At 73.5% G+C, this 19,740-nt stretch carries 15 protein-coding genes and 1 pseudogene; 13 read left to right on the top strand and 3 right to left on the bottom strand.

The features are described 5' to 3' along the window. Positions 1–45 precede the first annotated feature (45 nt). A complete protein-coding gene (locus tag ACFFHC_RS03380) occupies positions 46–1,581 on the top strand; it encodes an HNH endonuclease signature motif containing protein (protein ID WP_379803085.1) in 1,536 nt (511 codons plus the stop codon). Between the two features lie 146 nt (positions 1,582–1,727). On the opposite strand, the gene paaN is transcribed toward ACFFHC_RS03380, so the two are convergent. Further along, positions 1,728–3,470, bottom strand: coding sequence for a phenylacetic acid degradation protein PaaN (paaN, locus tag ACFFHC_RS03375; protein ID WP_101849967.1), 1,743 nt, complete (start codon positions 3,468–3,470; stop codon positions 1,728–1,730). A gap of 141 nt (positions 3,471–3,611) precedes the next feature. On the opposite strand from paaN, the gene ACFFHC_RS03370 reads away from it, so the two are divergent. From ACFFHC_RS03370 to purB, 12 genes and pseudogenes are all read left to right on the top strand, one after another. Further along, complete coding sequence (locus ACFFHC_RS03370) at positions 3,612–4,898, top strand: 3-hydroxyacyl-CoA dehydrogenase NAD-binding domain-containing protein (protein ID WP_070705294.1); 1,287 nt, start codon at positions 3,612–3,614, stop codon at positions 4,896–4,898. Next, positions 4,895–5,440: a hotdog fold thioesterase gene (locus tag ACFFHC_RS03365; RefSeq protein ID WP_202816718.1), complete on the top strand. Its 546-nt coding sequence runs from the start codon at positions 4,895–4,897 to the stop codon at positions 5,438–5,440. The genes ACFFHC_RS03370 and ACFFHC_RS03365 overlap by 4 nt, the downstream gene beginning before the upstream one ends. 129 nt (positions 5,441–5,569) lie before the next feature. Beyond that, entirely contained in the window at positions 5,570–6,082 is a 513-nt protein-coding gene (locus tag ACFFHC_RS03360) for an EfeM/EfeO family lipoprotein (RefSeq protein ID WP_070705293.1), read from the top strand. 14 nt (positions 6,083–6,096) lie between these two features. Continuing rightward, positions 6,097–6,285: pseudogene (locus ACFFHC_RS03355) on the top strand (deferrochelatase/peroxidase EfeB); the annotation flags it as partial. Positions 6,286–6,334: 49 nt separating this feature from the next. Next, positions 6,335–7,702, top strand: coding sequence for a phenylacetate--CoA ligase PaaK (paaK, locus tag ACFFHC_RS03350; RefSeq protein WP_083323579.1), 1,368 nt, complete (start codon positions 6,335–6,337; stop codon positions 7,700–7,702). Positions 7,703–7,905: 203 nt separating this feature from the next. After that, entirely contained in the window at positions 7,906–9,342 is a 1,437-nt protein-coding gene (locus tag ACFFHC_RS03345) for a cytochrome ubiquinol oxidase subunit I (RefSeq protein ID WP_141494805.1), read from the top strand. 32 nt (positions 9,343–9,374) lie between these two features. Then, positions 9,375–10,484 (top strand): cytochrome d ubiquinol oxidase subunit II, encoded by a 1,110-nt coding sequence (gene cydB / locus ACFFHC_RS03340; RefSeq protein WP_070705290.1) that lies wholly within the window; start codon positions 9,375–9,377, stop codon positions 10,482–10,484. Positions 10,485–10,494: 10 nt separating this feature from the next. Then, entirely contained in the window at positions 10,495–13,989 is a 3,495-nt protein-coding gene (gene cydC, locus ACFFHC_RS03335) for a thiol reductant ABC exporter subunit CydC (RefSeq protein WP_379803069.1), read from the top strand. A gap of 88 nt (positions 13,990–14,077) precedes the next feature. Continuing rightward, on the top strand, positions 14,078–14,473 hold the full coding sequence (locus ACFFHC_RS03330; RefSeq protein ID WP_070705664.1) for a BlaI/MecI/CopY family transcriptional regulator: 396 nt from the start codon (positions 14,078–14,080) through the stop codon (positions 14,471–14,473). Positions 14,474–14,539: 66 nt separating this feature from the next. Next, positions 14,540–15,382 carry a M56 family metallopeptidase gene (locus ACFFHC_RS03325; RefSeq protein ID WP_144043075.1) on the top strand — a complete coding sequence of 281 codons (843 nt, stop codon included), beginning with the start codon at positions 14,540–14,542 and terminating at the stop codon, positions 15,380–15,382. 122 nt (positions 15,383–15,504) lie between these two features. After that, on the top strand, positions 15,505–16,797 hold the full coding sequence (locus tag ACFFHC_RS03320) for a hypothetical protein (RefSeq protein ID WP_379803064.1): 1,293 nt from the start codon (positions 15,505–15,507) through the stop codon (positions 16,795–16,797). Positions 16,798–16,894: 97 nt separating this feature from the next. Next, a complete protein-coding gene (gene purB, locus ACFFHC_RS03315; RefSeq protein ID WP_379803059.1) occupies positions 16,895–18,343 on the top strand; it encodes an adenylosuccinate lyase in 1,449 nt (482 codons plus the stop codon). 12 nt (positions 18,344–18,355) lie between these two features. On the opposite strand, the gene ACFFHC_RS03310 is transcribed toward purB, so the two are convergent. Together ACFFHC_RS03310 and ACFFHC_RS03305 are read right to left on the bottom strand one after the other, a co-directional pair. After that, entirely contained in the window at positions 18,356–19,015 is a 660-nt protein-coding gene (locus ACFFHC_RS03310) for an energy-coupling factor transporter transmembrane component T family protein (protein WP_379803056.1), read from the bottom strand. A gap of 31 nt (positions 19,016–19,046) precedes the next feature. After that, entirely contained in the window at positions 19,047–19,736 is a 690-nt protein-coding gene (locus tag ACFFHC_RS03305; RefSeq protein WP_379803053.1) for an energy-coupling factor ABC transporter ATP-binding protein, read from the bottom strand. Positions 19,737–19,740 lie beyond the last annotated feature (4 nt).

Below are 19,740 nucleotides of genomic sequence, written 5' to 3'. Positions count from 1 at the left end.
GATGATGACTGTCGTCGAGGTGGACCAGACACGAAGGGAGGGGACATGGCCACACCGATCGAACTCGCAGGGCCCGCGCCCCTCGAAGCGCTCGAAGCCGCCTTCGAGGCAGCCCGCACCGCGGACGAGGCCGTGATGCGGGCCCTGGCAGAACTGGGCACCACCGGGGTGGATCTCGAACGCGCGCAGCTCGCCTGGGTGGTGGAGCAGAGCACCGTGCTGGCGAACCGCGGCGACCGCATCCGCACGCGCAGCATGGACGTGGTGCGCGGAGCGCGAGAGTCCGGACGGTCGGTGCACACCGACGACGGCCAGTTCGCCGGGCGCGCGGCCCAGAGGGACGCGCGCGACGCGAGTCGCGACCGCAAGCTCGCACACGCCCTCGGCAACGCGATGCCGGGTGGCCCGCTGCCCCACCCGGGTGCCGGCCTCGTGCCGGTCCAGAGCCCTGGTGTCCACGGGGCGGGCGCGACCCCGGACCGCTCCGCCGCGGTGCCCGGGCCAACGGATGCTGCACCCGCTGCGCGCTACCCACTGCTCGCGGACGCCTTCGACCAGGGACTGCTCAGCCACCGTCACGCCGTGATCGTGGTGGACGCACTCGACGGGCTCCCCGAAGGAACGCCCGAGGCTGACATGGCTCGTCTGGAGGCGCACCTCGTGGCCCTGGCCCAGCGCCGGTCTCCCAGCAGGTTGCGGGTCGAGGCCCGCCGGGCACCGGAGGTGCTGGGGATCGACGTGCGTCGGGTGGACGAGCACGAGAACACACAGGTCCTCGCGGAGGAGACAGCCGCGCTGGACGCCGCGTCGTTCTGGATGAAGGACAACCAGGACGGCACGTGGTTCGGCCAGTTCGTGCTGCCTGAGCTGCAGGCCCACATGCTCAAGAAGGCCCTGGAGTGCCTGGCCTCGCCGCGTCGACGCAACCGCCCCCAGAGCACTACCGGCGGTGCTGCGACCAGTGCAGCCAGCGGGAGCACCGGGGACGGCGGGTCGCGCCACCGGGAGCTGGAACGACGCAACGAGCAGGGGCGCGCCCTGGCCGAGCTCGTCGACCACCTGCCCACCGACCATCTGGGCACCAAGACCAACGCCATCCTGCTGGTGCGCACGGACCTCGAGACCCTGCGCGGCGAGACCGACCGGGCCGGCGTCACCGAGTCCGGCGCGGTCGTCTCCGCCGAGCAGGTGCGACGGCTGGCCAGCCAGGCCGGGATCGTGCCGGCAGTGATGGGAGGAGCCGGGCAGCTGACCGACCTCGGTCAGCAGCGGCGGTTCTTCAGCGAGGTGCAGCGTTCGGCGTTGGCGTTGAAGTACTCCCACTGCGCGGAGGAGGACTGTGACCGGCCCTTCGCCTGGACGGAGATCCATCACGCCGACCCGTGGGCACCCGTCCGGGGACCGAGCGGGCAGGTGCTCCGTCCGGGTGGCGGACCGACGGACCTCGCCAACGGGATCCCGCTGTGCGGCAGACATCACCGGCTGCTGGACGACAGACGACGGACCCACACGATCGAACGGGACGAGCACGGCGTGGCCACGGTGCGCTTCGCGTGGCGGACGGAGGGGTCGACATGGTGAGCCGACGGCTGAGGGAGCGGTGCGCCCAGGCGCCGAGCACCACCACGGCCCGCCACCGGAAGGTGCCGGGGACGGGCCGAGGCGGACGCGAGGATCTCCGGGACGCCATGGGGCGGGATCACCGCCCGGCGCACGCGGGTGCCGCGTCAGACGTGGCGGCGCGTGGTCACCACACGGAAACGGTTGCTCACGAACGCGGCGTCCGCGTAGGCGGCGTTCGCGGCCGGGTTGGCCCCCGTGCCGTGGAAGTCGCTGAACGCGGCCGTCTGGTTCACGAAGATCTGGCCCATGAGGTTCTCGCTCAGGGCCACGCCGGCATCCGCAGCGGCCTCGCGGGAGTCGGCCAGAACGCCCTCGTCCGTGGAGTACACGGCCATGGTCATGGCGCCGTGCTCCTGGATGGTGTCGCGCGCGATCTGCAGGGACTGCTCGGTGGACTCGGTGCGGATGACGAAGACCACCGGCCCGAAGCACTCCTGCGTGTAGGCGTCCTGCTTGTCGGCGTCGAGCAGGATGATGCCCGGCGTGCGCACGACCGCGTCGGGGAAGGTGGGGTGCTCGACCTCTCGCGGGGCCAGGACGACCTCGCCGCCGAGGCGATCGGCCAGGCCGGCGAAGTCGTTGGCGCGGGCACGGACGTCGTCGTTGACCGTGGCGCCGAGGATCTCGACGGCCTTGGCGTCCTCCTTGTTGAAGGCCGTGATGGCCTTGCCCAGGGAGGTGGCGAACTCCTCGGCGGTCAGCTCGCCGTCCGGGGTCGCGATGCCGGTGGCCTTGGCGTACACGTTCTGCGGCGCGGTGCACATCTGGCCGGAGTACAGCGAGAACGAGAAGGCCAGGTTGCCGGTGGCTGCGCGCAGGTCGGAGAACGAGTCCACGACGACCGTGTTGATGCCGGCCTTCTCGGTGTAGACGAGCTTGCCCGCCGACGCGGCCTCGGTCTCGAGCCAGTGACCGAAGCCCGGGCCGCCGGTGTAGTCGATGATCCTGACGGCCGGGTCCAGGGCCAGGTCCTTGGCGAGGGTGCCGCCCTGCTCCTCCGGGGCGAGCTGCACCAGGGCCGGGTCGAAGCCGGCCTCGGCCAGCACCTCACGGGCCACCTCCACGGTGATGGCCAGCGGCAGGATCGCCATCGGGTGCGGCTTCACGACCACGGCGTTGCCGGTGGCCAGCGAGGCGAAGATGCCCGGGTAGGCGTTCCAGGTGGGGAAGGTGTTGCAGCCGATGACCAGGCCCACCCCGCGACCGATGACGCGGTAGTCCTTCTGCATGCGGATCGGCTCGCCCTTGGCAGGCTTCTCCCAGACCACCGACTCGGGCACCTTGCGCTGCTCGGCCAGGGCGACCGTCACGGCCTCCAGGGCGCGGTCCAGTGCGTGCGGGCCTCCGGCCTGGAAGGCCATGACGAACGGCTGGCCCGAGGTGTGCATGACCGCGTGGGCCATCTCGAACGGGCGGGCGGCGATGCGGTCGATCACCTCGACACAGACAGCGGCGCGGGCCTCGGCGCCGGCATCGCGCCAGGCCTTCTGCGCAGCCGTGGCGGCCTGCATGGCGGCGGCCACGTCGAGCTGCGGGTAGGTGACGCCCAGCTCCGGGCCGTACGGGGACCTCTCCGCACCCACCCACGCACCGGTGGTCGGCTGCGACGACAGCGACTCGAACGTCGTGCCGAGCGTCTCCTGGTGGGCCTTGAGGCCCGTGGGGGCGGCGTCCTCGCCGTGGACCTTCGGGGAGGGCGACTCGGGGTAACGGCTGTGGAAGGAACGGGCCTCCAGGGCGGCCGTGGCCTCGGACAGGGCCTCGCGGTGCTTCTCCACGAGCGCCTGCGCCGCGGCCGGGACCTGGGGCGGGGTGGTGGAGGAGGGCTGCACGGTCGTCTCAGTCATACCCGTAGCGTAGTGACGTGGCACACGTCCGGTGACCGGTGTCAGCCGCTGCACGACAGACACCACCCCGGCCGCCACGCAGACCACGAGCAGGACGTCCACGACCACACCCACGACCACGACCACGACCACGAGGCGGACATGACCCAGACCCCCCAGCCCTCCGGCACGCCCAGCACCCCCGACGCGCTGCCGCCCGTCGCCGTCGTCGGCGCCGGGTCGATGGGGGCCGGCATCGCCCAAGTGGCCGCCCAGGCCGGACACGACGTGCACTTGGTGGACGTGCGCCCCGGCGCCGCCGCCGAGGCCGTGGAGCGGTTGACGTCCACCCTCCGCAAGCTCGCAGGCAAGGGCAAGATCACCGCGGACGCTGCTGAGGAGGCCATCGGCCACTTCGTGGTGGGCCCCGCCGCGGACGGGGATCTGACCGCCCTGCCACCGATGGGCCTGGTGATCGAGGCCGCCGTGGAGCGCCTCGACGTGAAGCAGGACATCTTCCGCACGCTCGGTTCCCACCAGCCCGCCGAGACCCTGCTGGCGAGCAACACCTCCAGCCTGGACATCGCCGCCATCGCCGAGGGTGTGGACGAGCCGGGCCGCGTGATCGGCCTGCACTTCTTCAACCCGCCGCCGCTCATGAAGCTCGTGGAGGTGGTGCGCGGCGGGAACTCCTCCCCCCAGGCACTGGACCGCGCCACCGCGCTGGTGCGGTCGTGGGGCAAGACGCCCGTGCGGTGCACGTCCACACCCGGGTTCATCGTCAACCGGGTGGCCCGGCCGTTCTACGGCGAGGCCCAGCGGATGGCGCAGCGCGGCTCGGCCAGCCCGGCCGACCTGGACCTGGCCCTCACGCGGTACGCCGGGTTCGCGATGGGGCCCTTCCGACTGACCGACCTCATCGGGCAGGACGTGAACTACGCGGTCGGAGAGAGCGTCTGGGAGCAGACCGACCGCGACCCGCGTTACGAGCCGACCGCCTACCAGAAGGACCTCGTGGACGCCGGCACGCTCGGCCGCAAGTCCGGCCGCGGCGTCTACGCCTACGGCGAGGACGGCGCACCCCAGGACGCCGAGGGCGACGAGTTCGCGGCCCGCGCGCTGGCCACCGGACCGGTGGAGTCGAACGTCGTGGCCCGCACGCTCTCGATGCTGGTGAACGAGGCCGTCGACCTGGTCCACCGTGGTGAGGCCACCCGCGAGGACGTGGACACCGCCATGAGGCTGGGCACGAACTACCCCAAGGGGCCGTTCGAGTGGCTCGACGAGCTGGGTGCAGCCACCGTGCTGGAGAACCTGCGCGTCATGGACGCCGCGTACCCGGGTGGGCGCTACCGGCCGAGCGAGGCCCTCGTGGCGCTCGTCGAGGGCGCGGTCGAGGACGGCGAGGCGCACACGCAGAAGCAGAACGCGAGGGGAGACGACGCATGACCTGGCACGACGGACTGCGCGACACCGCCACCGACGGCACCGACCTCGCCCACGTGCGCCGCATGTGGGAGACCGACGGGGCGTCGCGGCACATGGGCATCGACGTGCTCGAGGTCGACCGCGTGGACGGCCTGGGCCGCAGTGTGGCCCGGATGACGATCACCGAGTCGATGGTGAACGGCCACGGCACGACGCACGGAGGCATGGTGTTCGTGTTCTGCGACAGCATCTTCGCGCTGACCTGCAACAGCAGCGGGACCACCACGGTGGCGGCCCACTGCGACATCGACTTCCTGGCGCCCACGCGGCTCGGGGACGTGCTCGTGGGCGTGGGGACCGAGCGGTTCACATGGGGTCGCAGCGGCATGACCGACGTCGTGGTCCGCAAGGCTCCCGAGGGACACCCGCTGACGCAGGCCGGTGGGGGCGAAGGGGCAGGGGCGGAGAGTGAGGACGGCACCGGTGGCGTGCCCACGGACCTCGAGGAGTGGCCGGTCGTGGCGGTGTTCACCGGACGGAGCCGGGCACTGCCGGGGCGGTGAGATGAACGGCCCGGTCGGCGAGGAACACCGGCCGGGCCGACGGACGCCCGCGGGCGGTGCGGAGACCACGGGAAGACGGACGCCCGCGAGGCCGACGTCGAGGAGGGCACCGCCTGGACCGGCTGGCACGTGGCCGAGAAGGACCTGTGGGCCCCGGATGCCAAGGCCAACGGCGGCACGAAGTACGAGCCCCTCACCGACGCCGAGCGCGCGAAGATCGCCGACAAGCTGGTCAAGGACACCGAGACCCTCCACGACCGCACCCGGACGATGGACTTCACCGCCGACCAGATCTCCAACGGCGCCAAGGGCCTGCTCGACGAGGTGGCCACCGGCAAGGTGACCGGCGAGGAGGAGATCTGGAGCCACACCGACCTGTACGACTTCCAGGCCAACGTGGACGGCGCGAAGGTGGCCTACGAGAACCTCAAGCCGCTGCTGGAGAAGAAGGACCCGGAGCTCTCGGGCACCATCGCCAAGCGCTTCGACGCCCTGCAGGCCCTGCTCGACGAGCACCGCCAGGGCAAGGACGGCTTCGCCTCGTACACCGACCTCTCCGAGGCCGACGTCAAGAAGTTGTCCGATGCCGTGAACGCCCTGAGCGAGCCCCTCTCGCAGATGACGCCGGCGGTGCTCAAGTGACGCCCGAGGACGACCCGCGCGCCGCGTGGATGGCCGGCGGCTCCTGCCTAGTGGCGCGCAGCATCGCGATGGTCATCGAGACCTGGGACCGTGCCCCGCTGCGCGAGCAGGAGACCATCGTGGGCCGCACGCGCGAGGCCGGGGCGCCGATGTCGGGCGGCGAGGAGTTCACCGAGCCGGACTTCGCCGCCACCGGGCGCGACGAGCGCACCCCCATCGGCCCGCGCATGTGACCGGGGGCACACTGAGGCGATGAGCACCACGCCCCCGAATCCGCCCTCGCCCTCCTCGACCGCCGCCCAGCCCACCGGCCTCCCCCGGGTCGACGAGCGGCCCGACCTCTACGACGAGGCCGAGACCTGGTCGGTGGACCGGATGCGCGCCCACCAGCTGGAGCGCCTGCAGTGGTCGGTGCGGCACGCCTACGAGAACGTGCCGCACTACCGCCGGGCCCTGGACTCCGTCGGCGCCACCCCGGACGACCTCCGCGAGCTCTCGGACCTCGCCAGGCTGCCGTTCACGGCCAAGGCCGACCTGCGCGAGAACTACCCCTTCGGCATGTTCGCCGTGCCCCGCGAGCAGGTGGTGCGCGTGCACGCCTCGTCGGGCACCACCGGCCGCCCCACCGTGGTGGGCTACACCCGCGAGGACCTGGACACCTGGGGCCAGGTGGTGGCCCGCTCGCTGCGCGCCGCCGGCGTGCGCCCCGGTGACATGCTGCAGAACAGCTACGGCTACGGCCTGTTCACCGGCGGCCTGGGCGCCCACTACGGCGCGGAGAAGCTCGGGTGCACCGTGGTGCCCATGTCCGGCGGGCAGACCGAGAAGCAGATCCAGCTCATCCAGGACTTCAGGCCCCGCGCCATCACGGTGACGCCCAGCTACTTCCTGGCCATGCTCGACCAGATGGAGCTCATGCGCATCGACCCGCGCGAGACCTCTCTGGAGATCGGCGTCTTCGGCGCCGAGCCGTGGACCGAGGCGATGCGCCAGGAGATCCAGGAGCGCGCCGGCATGCACGCCACGGACATCTTCGGCCTCTCCGAGGTGATGGGGCCGGGCGTGGCCCAGGAGTGCGTGGAGACCAAGGACGGCCTGCACATCTGGGAGGACCACTTCTACCCCGAGGTGGTCAACCCCCTCACCGGCGAGCCGGTGGCCGAGGGGCAGGTGGGTGAGCTGGTGTTCACCTCGCTCTCCAAGCAGGCGATGCCGGTGCTGCGCTACCGCACGCGCGACCTCACCAAGCTGCTGCCGGGCACGGCCCGCCCGGGCATGCGCCGCATGGAGAAGGTCACCGGCCGCACCGACGACCTGATGATCGTGCGCGGCGTGAACGTGTACCCCACGCAGATCGAGGAGATCGTGCTCGGCATCGAGGGGCTGACGCCGCACTTCCAGTGCATCCTCACCCGTCCGGGGCGCATGGACGAGCTGACGGTCACCATCGAGGCGCAGCCCGACGTGGCGGAGCACCTGTACGACCACCTGGCGGGCGTGGTGCAGCACGAGGTGAAGAACCGCATCGGCACCACGGCCCGCGTGGTGGTGGGCGGCGTGGGCACCATCGAGCGGTCGGTGGGCAAGGCGCGGCGCATCGTGGACCAGCGCAACGGCTGAGACGGGGCGCGCGGGACCCGAGGGGCCAGGGTGCCGAGGGGGGTGGGTGCAGAGGGTGCACCCACCCCGCTGCGATGTGGTGAGGTGGGCCTGTGCTACGGCGCAACTACGAAGCGGCGTAGTATTTGATCGTCAACAGGTCGCTCGGAGATCCCGATCGCACCGGCCGACCCCTTGGGCCCACTACCTCTGCGGGAGCAGACATGGATGCACTCGAACTCGCCCGGTGGCAGTTCGGTATCACCACCGTCTACCACTTCTTCTTCGTCCCCATCACCATCGGCCTGAGCTTCGTCGTCGCGCTCATGCAGACCCTCTGGATCCGCACGCGCCACGAGGACTGGCTCCGCCTCAGCAAGTTCTTCGGCAAGCTCTTCACCATCAACTTCGCGCTCGGCCTGGTCACCGGCATCGTGCAGGAGTTCCAGTTCGGCATGAACTGGTCGGACTACTCCCGCTTCGTCGGCGACATCTTCGGCGCCCCACTGGCCATCGAGGCCCTCCTGGCCTTCTTCCTGGAGTCGACCTTCCTCGGCCTGTGGCTCTTCGGCTGGGGACGCATCCCCGAGGCGCTGCACAACGCGGCCATCTGGCTGGTGCACATCGGCACCCTGCTGAGCGCCTACTTCATCCTGGCCGCCAACTCGTTCATGCAGAACCCGGTGGGCTACCGCAACAACCCGGAGACCGGGCGCGCCGAGCTCGTGGACTTCTGGGCCGTGCTCACCAACCCGGTGCAGCTCGTGACCTTCCCCCACGTGGCCACGGCCGCCTACGCCACCGGCGCCGGCCTCGTGGTCGCCGTGGCCGTGTGGCACCTGTGGCGCAAGAAGTTCCCGGCCGACGAGGGCATGTACCGCAAGGGCGCCCGCCTGGGCGCCTGGATCATGCTCGTCGCCTCGCTCGGCGTGGTCGTCACCGGCGACGTGCAGGGCAAGATCATGACCGACGTGCAGCCCATGAAGATGGCCGCCGCCGAGGCCCTCTACGACACCGAGGACTCCTGCGCCTCCTTCTCGATCCTCACCATCGGCACCCCCGACGGCGAGCACGAGAAGTTCGCCATCACCGTGCCCTGCGTGCTGAGCTTCCTGGCCACCGGCGACGTCGACGGCAAGGTCGAGGGCATCAACCAGCTGCAGGAGGAGTACGCCAAGGTCTATGGCGGCTCCGGCGACCCGCTGCTGGAGGTCCGCGACTACCGGCCCAACATCATGGTGACCTACTGGTCCTTCCGCTACATGATGGGCGCCGGAGCCCTGGGCATGCTCGCCGCGGCCGCCGTGCTGTGGGGCACCCGTGGCGGTCGCTCCCTCACCAGCCGCTGGTGGTACCCGGCCGCCCTGGCCGCCCTGTTCGGGCCGCTGCTGGGCAACAGCTTCGGCTGGATCTTCACCGAGATGGGCCGCCAGCCGTGGGTGGTGTTCGGCCTCATGAACACCGAGGACGGCGTGAGCCCCGGCGTGGGCGTCGCCGAGGTGCTCACCTCGATGGTCGTCTTCACCCTGCTCTACGGCGCGCTGGCCGTCATCGAGGTGAAGCTCATGCTCCGCTACGCCTCCGCCGGCGCCGAGCACGCGGACGCCGGGAAGGCGCAGCGCATGACCGCCGACGACGAACCGCACGTGTTCGCCTACTGAGCCACGAGACCTACGGGAGACACGGAATCGTCATGGAACTGTCCATCATCTGGTTCGTCCTCATCGCCGTCCTGTGGATCGGCTACTTCGTCCTGGAGGGCTTCGACTACGGCGTGGGCATGCTCGTGCCCGTGCTGGGGCGCGATGCCGACCCGGCCACCGCGGAGCGCCGCCGGCGCACCGTCATCAACACCATCGGCCCGCACTGGGACGGCAACGAGGTGTGGCTGCTGACCGCCGGTGGCGCCACCTTCGCGGCCTTCCCGCACTGGTACGCCACCCTGTTCAGCGGGTTCTACCTGCCGCTGCTGCTCATCCTCGTGGGCCTCATCCTGCGCGGCATGGCACTGGAGTACCGCCACAAGGAGGACTCCGACACCTGGCGCTCGCGCTGGGACGTCGCCCTCGTGGTCGGCTCGTTCGTGCCGGCGCTGCTGTGGGGCGTGGCGTTCACCAACATCGTGGTGGGCGTGCCGATCGACGCCGACATGGAGTACACCGGCACCCTGTGGACGCTGCTCAACCCGCTGGCGCTGCTGGGCGGCCTGGCCACGCTGACGGTCTTCCTCACCCACGGCGCGCTGTTCGTGGCGCTGAAGACCACCGGCGACGTGCGGCACGACGCCCGCGGCATCGCCCTCAGGGTGGGGCTGGTGGCGGCCGTGCTCACCGTGGCCTGGACCGTGCTGGTGATGCTGCAGACCGGCAACACCGCCAGCTGGGTGCTGCTGGTGGCCGGTCTGCTGGCCTTCGTGGCCGCCCTGGCCCTGGTGGCCACGGCCCAGAAGCAGGGGCGCGACGCGGCGCACGAGGCCCTGGCCGGCCGGGAGAAGGGCGCCTTCTGGTGCAGCTTCCTGGCCATCGCCCTGGTGGTGGCCGCGCTGTTCACCGCCCTGTTCCCCGACGTGATGCCGTCCACCACGGACGCGGCCTTCTCGCTCACGCACGAGAACGCCTCGGCCACGGACTACACGCTCGGCATCATGACCGTCGTGGCGCTGGTGCTCACCCCGGTGGTGCTGCTCTACCAGGGCTACACCTACTGGGTGTTCCGCAAGCGCATCAGCACCGCGAACATCCCCGACCCGAAGGCCTACGGCACCGAGGCCACCCGCCCCCTCGAGGGAGCCCACCGGGCCTGAGAATGACCCCGTGAAGCCCTTCGACCCGCGACTGCTGCGCCTCCTCCCCACCGCACGGAAGGAGGTCGCAGCAGTCGCGCTTCCCGTGGTGCTGCAGGGCGTGGTGGCCGTGCTGCAGGCGCTGGCCGTGGCGTGGCTGGCCACCTCGGTGGTGGCTGCGGCCTACCGGGGCGCCACCGGGCAGCCGGTGCCGCCCGGCATCGGGCCGGGGGTGGCCGCGCCGTCGCTGGGCCACCTGGGGCCGATGGGGGCGGGCACCGACCTGCTCGTCCCCGCGCTGGCGGTGGCCGGGCTGCTGGCGGCACGCGGCCTGCTGGCCGGGTGGGTGCACCGCCGGGCGGCCGTGGCGGGGGCGCGGGTCACCGGGGCGCTGCGCGAGGCCCTGGCCCGGCGGTGGCTGGACGGCGGGCCGGGGCGCTCGGCCACGCGGCTCACGGCCGGCGTGGGGCAGGTGGAGCCGTACGTGGCCAGCTACCTGCCCTCGCTCGTGGCCGCGGGTGCGGTGCCGGTGCTGGTGGTGGCGGCGCTGGCGTGGGTGGACCTGTCCAGCGCCGTGGTGGTGCTGCTGACGCTGCCGCTGCTGCCGGTGTTCGCGGCCCTCATCGGGCAGGCCACGGCCGCCGAGACCGACCGCCGCTGGCGCGCCCTGGACGCCCTGGCCGGGCACTTCCTGGACGTGATGCGCGGGCTGCCCACGCTGGTGGCCCTGGGCCGGGCGGAGCGGCAGGTGCGCAGCATCGAGGAGGTGGGGCAGGCCCACCGGCGGGCCACGGTGCGCACGCTGCGCACGGCCTTCCTCACCACGGCGGCCATGGAGCTGCTCTCCACCATCTCGGTGGCCATCGTGGCCGTGTTCGTGGGGCTGCGGCTGGCGCACGGCGAGCTGGGTCTGATGGTGGGACTGGCCGCCATCCTGCTGGCGCCGGAGGCGTACTGGCCGGTGCGGCGCGTGGGGGCGGACTTCCACAGCGCGGCCGACGGGGCGCAGACGCTGGAGGAGGTGCTTCCGCTGCTCGAGGGGGACGCGGCCGGGCGCGCGCCGGCGGCCGGGGGTGCGCGCGACGGCGTGCGGGCGGCGGGCGTGCGGTTTGCCCACGCACAGGGTCCCGCCATCGAGCTGCCGGACGGGTGGGGGCTGCCCGGGCGGGGGCTGGTGGCGGTCACCGGTCCGTCGGGCTCGGGCAAGTCGACGCTGCTGTGGCTGCTGGCCGGGCTGCTGGACCCGGCGACCGGACGCGTGGAGGCACCGCGCACGCACCTGGTGACGCAGCGGCCCTTCCTGCCCCGCGGCGACGTGGAGGATGCGCTGCGACTGGTGCCGGCTGCTGCCGCGGCGCCGTGCGAGGAGCTGGCCGCCGTGCTGGATCGGGTGGGCCTGCTCGAGGTGGTGGAGGCGCTGCCGCAGGGGTGGTCCACGCCGCTCGGTGACGACGGGCAGGGGCTCTCCGCCGGCGAGCGCGCCCGGCTGGGGCTGGCCCGTGCGCTGCTCGACGACGCCCCGGTGCTGCTGCTCGACGAGCCGACCGCCCACCTCGACGCCGACACCGCCGCCGTGGTGCACCGCGTGCTGCGCGAGGAGTCCGCCCACCGGCTGGTGGTGGCCGTGACGCACCGCGACGCCCTGGCCGCGGTGGCCGACCTGCAGGTCCGCGTGGCCGACGGGCGCGTGGGCGCCCCCGTGGCCCAGGCGCCGGCGCCCCAGCCCGCCCCGCGCAGAGATCCGTCTGCGGTCCAGAGGTACGCCTCCCGGCCCGGACCTCTGGACCAGAACCGGACATATGCGGGCGCGCAGGCCACGCCGGGCGCGCAGGCCGGCCCGTCCACACCCCCCGGCCGGCCCCGCATCGTGCGGCCGACGCCGCAGCTGTGGCGCGCCGCCCTCGTGGGGGCCCTGTCCTCGATGGCGGGCGTCGCCCTGACGGCCACGTCCGGCTGGCTCATCGTGCGGGCCTGGGAGCAGCCGATCGTCCTGCTGCTCATGGTGGCCATCGTGGGGGTGCGCACCTTCGGCATCGCCCGGCCGGTGCTGCGCTACGCCGAGCGCCTGGACAGCCACGACGTGGCCTTGGACCAGCTGGTGGGCCGCCGCGCGGAGACCTACCGCCGCCTCGTGCCGCTCACCCCCGCCCGCCTGGGCCAGCGTGGCCGCGCCCGGGTGCTCACCGGGGTGGTGGCCGACCTCGACGACGTGGTGATGGCCACCGTCCGCTGGTGGGTGCCGACGGTGGGCGCCCTGGCCACGGGCCTCGTCGCCGCTGCCCTGCTGGCCGTGCCCTCCCCCGTGGTGGGGCTGCTCGTGGCCGCGCAGACCGGGCTGGTGGTGGCCGGCGCCGCGTGGGCGGAGCGCCGCACCGCCGGCACGCAGGCCGCCGAGCTGGCCGCCCGCGAGCGCACCTGGGAGGCCGCCCACACGCTGGCCGACCGCTGCGACGAGGTGCGCGCCATGGGCGCCGGCCCCACCCTGCTGCGCGCCCTCACCGAGGCCGAGGCCGCCGTGGCCCGCCACGTGGGGCGCCGCGCCCTGGCGCAGGGGCTGGTGCGCGCCGGCAGCTGGGTGCTGGCGGGGCTGGTGGTGGCCGTGGCCGCGTGGGGGGCGCCGTCCACCGGGCTCGGCGGGCCGCTCACCGCGCTGCTCGTGCTCACCCCGCTGGCCCTGGCCGACGTGCTGGCCGGCGTGCCCGATGCCGCGAGCGCCCACGCCCGTGCCCGGGTGGCCGCCGACCGTGTGGAGGCCCTGCTGGCGCAGGAGCCGGCCGTGGCGCAGGCGGGGGACGCGCCGGCGAGGACGACGCAGCCCGACCCAACGCAGCCCGACGCGGGCCGACCCGACCCCGCGCAGCCCGTCTCCGCCCGCCCGCACCTCCGTCTGGAGGGCCTCTCCGCCCGCTGGACCCCGCAGGCCGAGGAGACCCTCCGTGGCCTCGACCTGGACCTGCCGCCCGACCGCCGCATCGCCCTGACCGGTCCCAGCGGCTCCGGCAAGTCCACCGCCCTGGCCGTGCTGGCCCGCCACCTGGACCCCTCGGCCGGCCGCTCCACCCAGGACGGCCACGACGTGCTCGACCTGCCCCTGGCCACCACCCGCGCCGCCGTGGCCTTCCAGGACGACTCGCCCCACGTGTTCGCCTCGTCGCTGCGCGAGAACCTGCGTGCCGCCCGCCCGGGTGCCGACGACGCCGTGCTCACCGACGCCCTGCAGCGCGCCGGGCTGGGCCCCTTCCTCGCCGACCTGCCCGACGGCCTGGACACGATGCTGGGCGCCGGCCACCGCGCGGTGAGCGGCGGCGAGCAGGCCCGCATCGGCCTGGCACGGGTGCTGCTGGGCGACCGGCCGGTGGTGCTGCTCGACGAGCCGGTGGCGCACCTGGACGGGCCCACCGCGTCGGCCGTGATGGACGAGCTGGGCGCGGCCACCCGGGATCGCTCCGTGGTGCTGGTGAGCCACCGCGAGGAGGGCCGCGACTGGTGCGACGCCACCGTGCGGCTCGAGCGCGCGGCCGGGTGACGCACCACCCCCTGCCACACCTACGACGGCCGGGCGTACTATGCACAGTCGTGGCCAACCGGCCCGTCGACCACCGGGGAGAGCTGACATGTCGAACACCGCATCGGGTCTGGGCGATCTCGAGCAGGCCATCATGGACCACCTGTGGGACCACGAGGCCCCGCAGCCCACGGGCTTCACCGTGCGCGACGTCCACGAGACGCTCGGCGCCGCCCGCGACATCGCCTACACCACCGTGATGACGGTGATGGACCGCCTGAGCCGCAAGGGCTTCCTCGACCGCACCAAGCAGGGCCGCGCCTACGCCTACAACCCCGCCACCAGCCGCGAGGGCTTCGTGGCCCGACTCATGTCCGAGACCCTCGGTGAGCTGCGCCCCACCGACCGCCGCGCCGCCGTGCTGGCCTTCGTGGACGACGCCGGCGCCGAGGACGTGGACGCCCTCCGCGAGGCCCTGGCCCGCCTGGAGTCCGCCGCCGACTGACCGGCCCAACCTGGACCGCTACGACGCCGTGCACCCCGGGGTGCACGGCGTCGTAGCATGCGTGCGATGTCCCCCACCCTGGTGCTCGCAGCACTGGCCGTGCTGCTCACCCTGGGCACCCCCGTCCTGCTCCCCCTGCTCACCGGCCTCCGCGCCACCCCAGCCGCGGGGCTCCTGCTGTGGCAGGGCAGCGCCGTCGGCGGCCTGGCCTCCATCGTGCTGCTGCCCCTGGTGGCCGCCCACGAGTTCGGTGGCCTGTTCACCACCGACGACGGCGTGCACCCCGGTGTGGTGGTGGGCGCGGCCCTGCTCTCGGCGGTGCTCGTGGCTCGGCTGCTGCTGGCCGCCCACCTGGTGGGCACGGACCTGCGCGCCCTGCGCCGCCGCCACCGCGAGGCCGTGGACCTGCTCGACCCCCGCCACGGCGTGCGCGACCGGCTGCGCGTCATCGACGCCGACGCCCCCGTGGCCTGGTGCCTGCCGGGGCGCCGCGCCCGCATCGTGATGTCGCGCCCGGTGGTGGAGGGGCTGAGCCAGCTCCAGCTGCACGGGGTGTACTGCCACGAGCGCGAGCACCTGCGCCGCCGCCACGACCTGGTGCGCGAGTTCTTCAGCGTCATGGACGCCGCCGTGCCCGCCCCGTTGCGCCACCCGCGGGCCCTGGCCGAGGTGGAGCTGCTGGTGGAGCTGCTCGCCGACCGCGCCGGCGCCCGGGAGGTGGGGGCGGTGACGATGGGGCAGGCGCTGGCCCGCGTGAGCACCGGCAGCGCCTCGGCGGTGGCGCGGATCGACGCCCTCGCCGGGGTGGGGCGCACCCACCCGCTGCGGGCCGCGCTGGTGGCGGTGGCGGCCGGGGCACTGGCGGTGGCCCCCGCACTGGTGGCCGCCGGAACCCTGCTGCCCACCTGAGCGGCTCGCCGGGCCCGGCCCCGGGCCGACGTCTAGGCTGTGGCCATTGATCGCGGCCCCTCCCCGGGTGCCCGTGGTTGCTGACCGAGTGATCGACCCCGAGACGCGTTGGAGGAAACCGCATGGGCGAGTGGGGAGCACTGGAGTGGATCGTCGCCGTCGTGCTGCTGGCACTGGTGGTGGGGATCGTCTGGTTCATGACCCAGGGCGGGGCGGTCCAGGACCGCCTCTCGCGCCGGGGCGAGGACTACCCGGAGATCGACGAGCACGACGGGCTGGACGACTTCGGCCGGGACGCCGACGAGGACGAGCTCGAGGGGGGCGCCCGCCCGGCGGCCCGCCGCACCACGGCGTCCGCCCAGCCGGCGACGTCGGGCACGGCCGGCAGGCGCGGCAAGGGCACCCGGGCCGCCGCCACGGCCGGCACGTCCGGCGCGTCCGGCGCGGCTGCCGACGAGGTGGTGGGGCACGAGCCCACCGACCTGTTCGACCAGGACTCCGACGACGACACCCAGGTGGTGGACATCGCCGACCTGCCGGACACCGCCGACGGCGCGCACGCGCTGGGTGACGACGAGGCCGTCGAGCGTGACGAGGACGAGGACCGCGAGGCCGCCCCGGCCGCCGTGCACACCCTCGAGGACGAGGGCGACGAGTCCGACGCCACGACCGACTCCGAGACCGAGCTGCGCACCGTCGACGGCACGGACACCACCGTGCGCAGCACCACCGTGGACGAGCACACCGACGGCCCGCGCGACGCCGTGGTGCAGGACCCCGACGGCGCCCTGACCGATCTCGACCCGGACGACGAGATCACCGTGGCCGGCGAGCACGACCACGCCGCGGCCCCGCTGGCCGACACCGACCCCGACGACGACCCGAGCGACATCGAGGCCGGCACCAGCACCGACCCGGGCGAGCTGCACAGCATCGAGGCCGAGGACGCCGACGACATCGAGTTCCCGGACTACCGCGAGCCCGGCACCGAGGACGCGCAGGACGAGGAGCTCACCGACTTCGTGGGCCCCGGCGGTGACGACGACACCCTGCCGGCCGACACCACCGGTCAGGACGTGCCCACCACCGCCGGCGGCGACGACGACCTGGTCTCCGACGAGGACGACTGGGACGACGTGCAGCCCACCGACGAGCGCGAGGCCGTGGAGCCCGGCACCGTGGACGCCCCCGAGGCCGACTTCCCCGAGGACGACCAGCTGCCCGACGTGGCCCCGTCCACCTGGGGCACCGAGGACGACGCCGCCGAGGGCGAGGAGCCGGTCGCGGCCGACCCGGAGGACGCCTCCCCGGTGGTGGCCACCTCCACCCAGGAGTGGCTGGGCCGCGGCGAGCTGCCGGCCGGCATGGACGCCGACGAGCTGGACCCGTACTCCGACTGGCAGGAGCGCCGCTGAGGCAGCCCCCGCCCCACCCGCGCCGAGCCCGTGCCCCCGAGGGGGTGCGGGCTCGGCGGCGTTCGGGGGCACCCGGCGGCCCTGCGAGAATGCGGCCATGGTCGATCTCTCCACGCTGCAGCCCGCCCTCGCCCTCGGCCCGCTCGACGGCCGCTACCGCCGCCAGGCCGCCCCGCTGGTGGACCACCTCTCGGAGGCGGCCCTCAACCGGATGCGCCTGCACGTGGAGGTGGAGTGGGTGCTGCACCTGACCGACGCGCGGGTGTTCGACGGCATCGAGCCGTTCACCGACGAGGAGCGCGCGGCCCTGCGCAGCATCGTCACGGACTTCGACGGCGAGGACATCGCGGCGCTGGCGGAGATCGAGAAGGAGACCGTCCACGACGTCAAGGCCGTGGAGTACCACCTCAAGAAGCACCTGGCGGAGGTGCTGGCCGGCCGTGGCGAGGACCAGGTGGCCCGGATGACCGAGCTGGTGCACTTCGCCTGCACCAGCGAGGACGTGAACAACCTGTCCTACGCGCTCATGATCCAGGGGGCCGTCCAGCAGGTGTGGCTGCCCGCCGCATCGGGCGTGGTCGACCAGCTGGCCGCGATGGCGCGCGACCTGCGCGACGTGCCGCTGCTCAGCCGCACCCACGGCCAGACCGCCACCCCCAGCACCATGGGCAAGGAGCTGGCCGTGCTGGCCCACCGCCTGGGCCGTCAGGTGCGCCGCGTGGAGGGTGCCGAGTACCTGGGCAAGATCAACGGCGCCACCGGCACCTACGGCGCGCACACCGTGGCCGTTCCCGGCGCCGACTGGGTGGAACTCTCGCGCACCTTCACCGAGGGGCTCGGTCTGGACTGGAACCCGCTGACCACGCAGATCGAGAGCCACGACTGGCAGGCCGAGGTGTACGCCGACGTCGCGCGCTTCAACCGCGTGCTGCACAACCTCTGCACCGACGTGTGGACCTACATCTCGATGGCGTACTTCGCCCAGGTGCGCGGGCAGGGCACGGTCGGCTCGAGCACGATGCCGCACAAGGTGAACCCGATCCGCTTCGAGAACGCCGAGGCCAACCTGGAGGTGAGCTGCGCGCTGCTCGACGTGCTGGCCTCCACGCTGGTGACCAGCCGCCTGCAGCGTGACCTGACGGACTCCTCCATGCAGCGCAACATCGGTGTGGCGCTGGGCCACTCGATGCTGGCGCTGGACAACGTGCGCAAGGGCCTGGACGGGCTGGACGCGGTGCCGGAGCAGATGGCCGCCGACCTCGACGCCAACTGGGAGGTGCTGGGCGAGCCGGTGCAGTCCACCATGCGCGCGCTGGCCGCCCAGGGCGTGCCCGGCATGGAGCAGCCGTACGAGCGCCTCAAGGAGCTGACCCGCGGCCGCCGCGTGGACGGGGAGGCGATGCGGGACTTCATCCGCGGGCTGGGTCTGCCGGCCGAGGACGAGGCGCGCCTGGTGGAGCTCACCCCGGCGACGTACACGGGCCTGGCCAGCCAGCTGGTGGACCGGCTGGAGACGCCGAGCGAGGCCGCCGGGCGCGAGGGCTGAGCGGCCCACCGCTCAGCCGCGGCGGACGAGGTCCCGGCCGACGCCTCGACGACGCGTCCGCCGCCGGCCGCCGGCCGGCTCGTAGCCGCGGGCCAGCAGGGCGTCGGCGAGCATCTCCGAGGCCCGCACGGCCCGCACCACCACCGGGATGGCGAAGCTCCGCACCGAGAGCGGACGCCCCCGGGCGATGCGGGCCTCGTTGGCCTGCTGCGCCGCATCGACCATGAGCGGCACCGACCGCACGGCCAGCGAGAGCACCAGCGCCCAGTGGTCGGTGTCGACCCCCAGCCGGCGCAGCGGCCGCAGGGCGCGCTCCAGCACGGCGAGCACCTGGGCCACGGGCGTGGTGAGCGAGACCGCCCAGGCCAGCAGCACGGCCGCCCCCACCCGGCCCACGGCCCGCAGGGCGGTCACGCCGTCCACGAGCCACCACTGCACCAGGCCGAGCACCACCAGCAGCACCAGCACCGCCCGCACCGGGCCGCGCAGGGCACTCCACGGCAACCGCGCACTGGCCAGCACCAGCACGGCCACTGCGAGCGCCGTCATCGCCACCGGCCAGGTGCCGACGAGGTACATGCCCACCGTGGCCACGGCCAGGCCGCCGAGCTTCCACGCCGCGGGCAGGCGGTGCAGCCAGGAGTCCCCCGGCACCGCGATGCCGATGCTCACGCCCGCCCCCGCCCGGGCCACGCACGTCCGCTCACGCCATGAGCCGCTCGTAGAACGGCACCGCCACCGCCGGCACGTCGTCGCAGACCACGCGCCCCTCGTCGAGCACCACCACGCGGTCGAAGCCCTCCAGCAGGTCCAGGTGGTGGGTCACCATGACCACCTGCTGCGGCAGGGCCATCAGCTCGGCGCCGATGCGGCGGCGGTTGCGCAGGTCGAGCAGCGTGGTGGGCTCGTCGGCCACCAGCACGCTCGGACCGGCCATGAGCACGGCCGACAGCGCCAGCAGCTGCTTCTGCCCTCCGGAGAGCAGGTGGCAGGGGTGGTCGGCGTGGTCCTGCAGCCCGGCGCGCTGCAGGGCGGCGTCCACCGCATCGGCCCGCTGCTCCGCCGACCACCCGCGGCGCCGCGCGGAGAACTCGAGGTCCTCGCGCACCGTCGGCATGACCACCTGATGGTCGGGATCGCTGAACAGGAAGCCCACGTCACGCCGCACCCGCCGGGCGTGGCGCCGCACGTCGAGCCCGTTGACCAGCACCCGCCCTGCCGTGGGCCGCTCGAGCCCGATGACGCATCGTGCCAGGGTGCTCTTGCCCGACCCGTTGGCCCCGATGAGGGCAATGCGGTGCTCGGTGAGCTCCAGCGAGACACCGTCGAGCACACGACGCCCCTGCCGTTCGAGGGTCACGCCCTCGAACCGGATGCCGCCGCCGGGGGCCACCGGG

It is taken from the genome of Kytococcus schroeteri (genome assembly GCF_042433515.1).
Classification (GTDB): Bacteria; Actinomycetota; Actinomycetes; order Actinomycetales; family Dermatophilaceae; genus Kytococcus; species Kytococcus schroeteri.
This window is presented reverse-complemented; position numbering and strand designations above follow the sequence as displayed.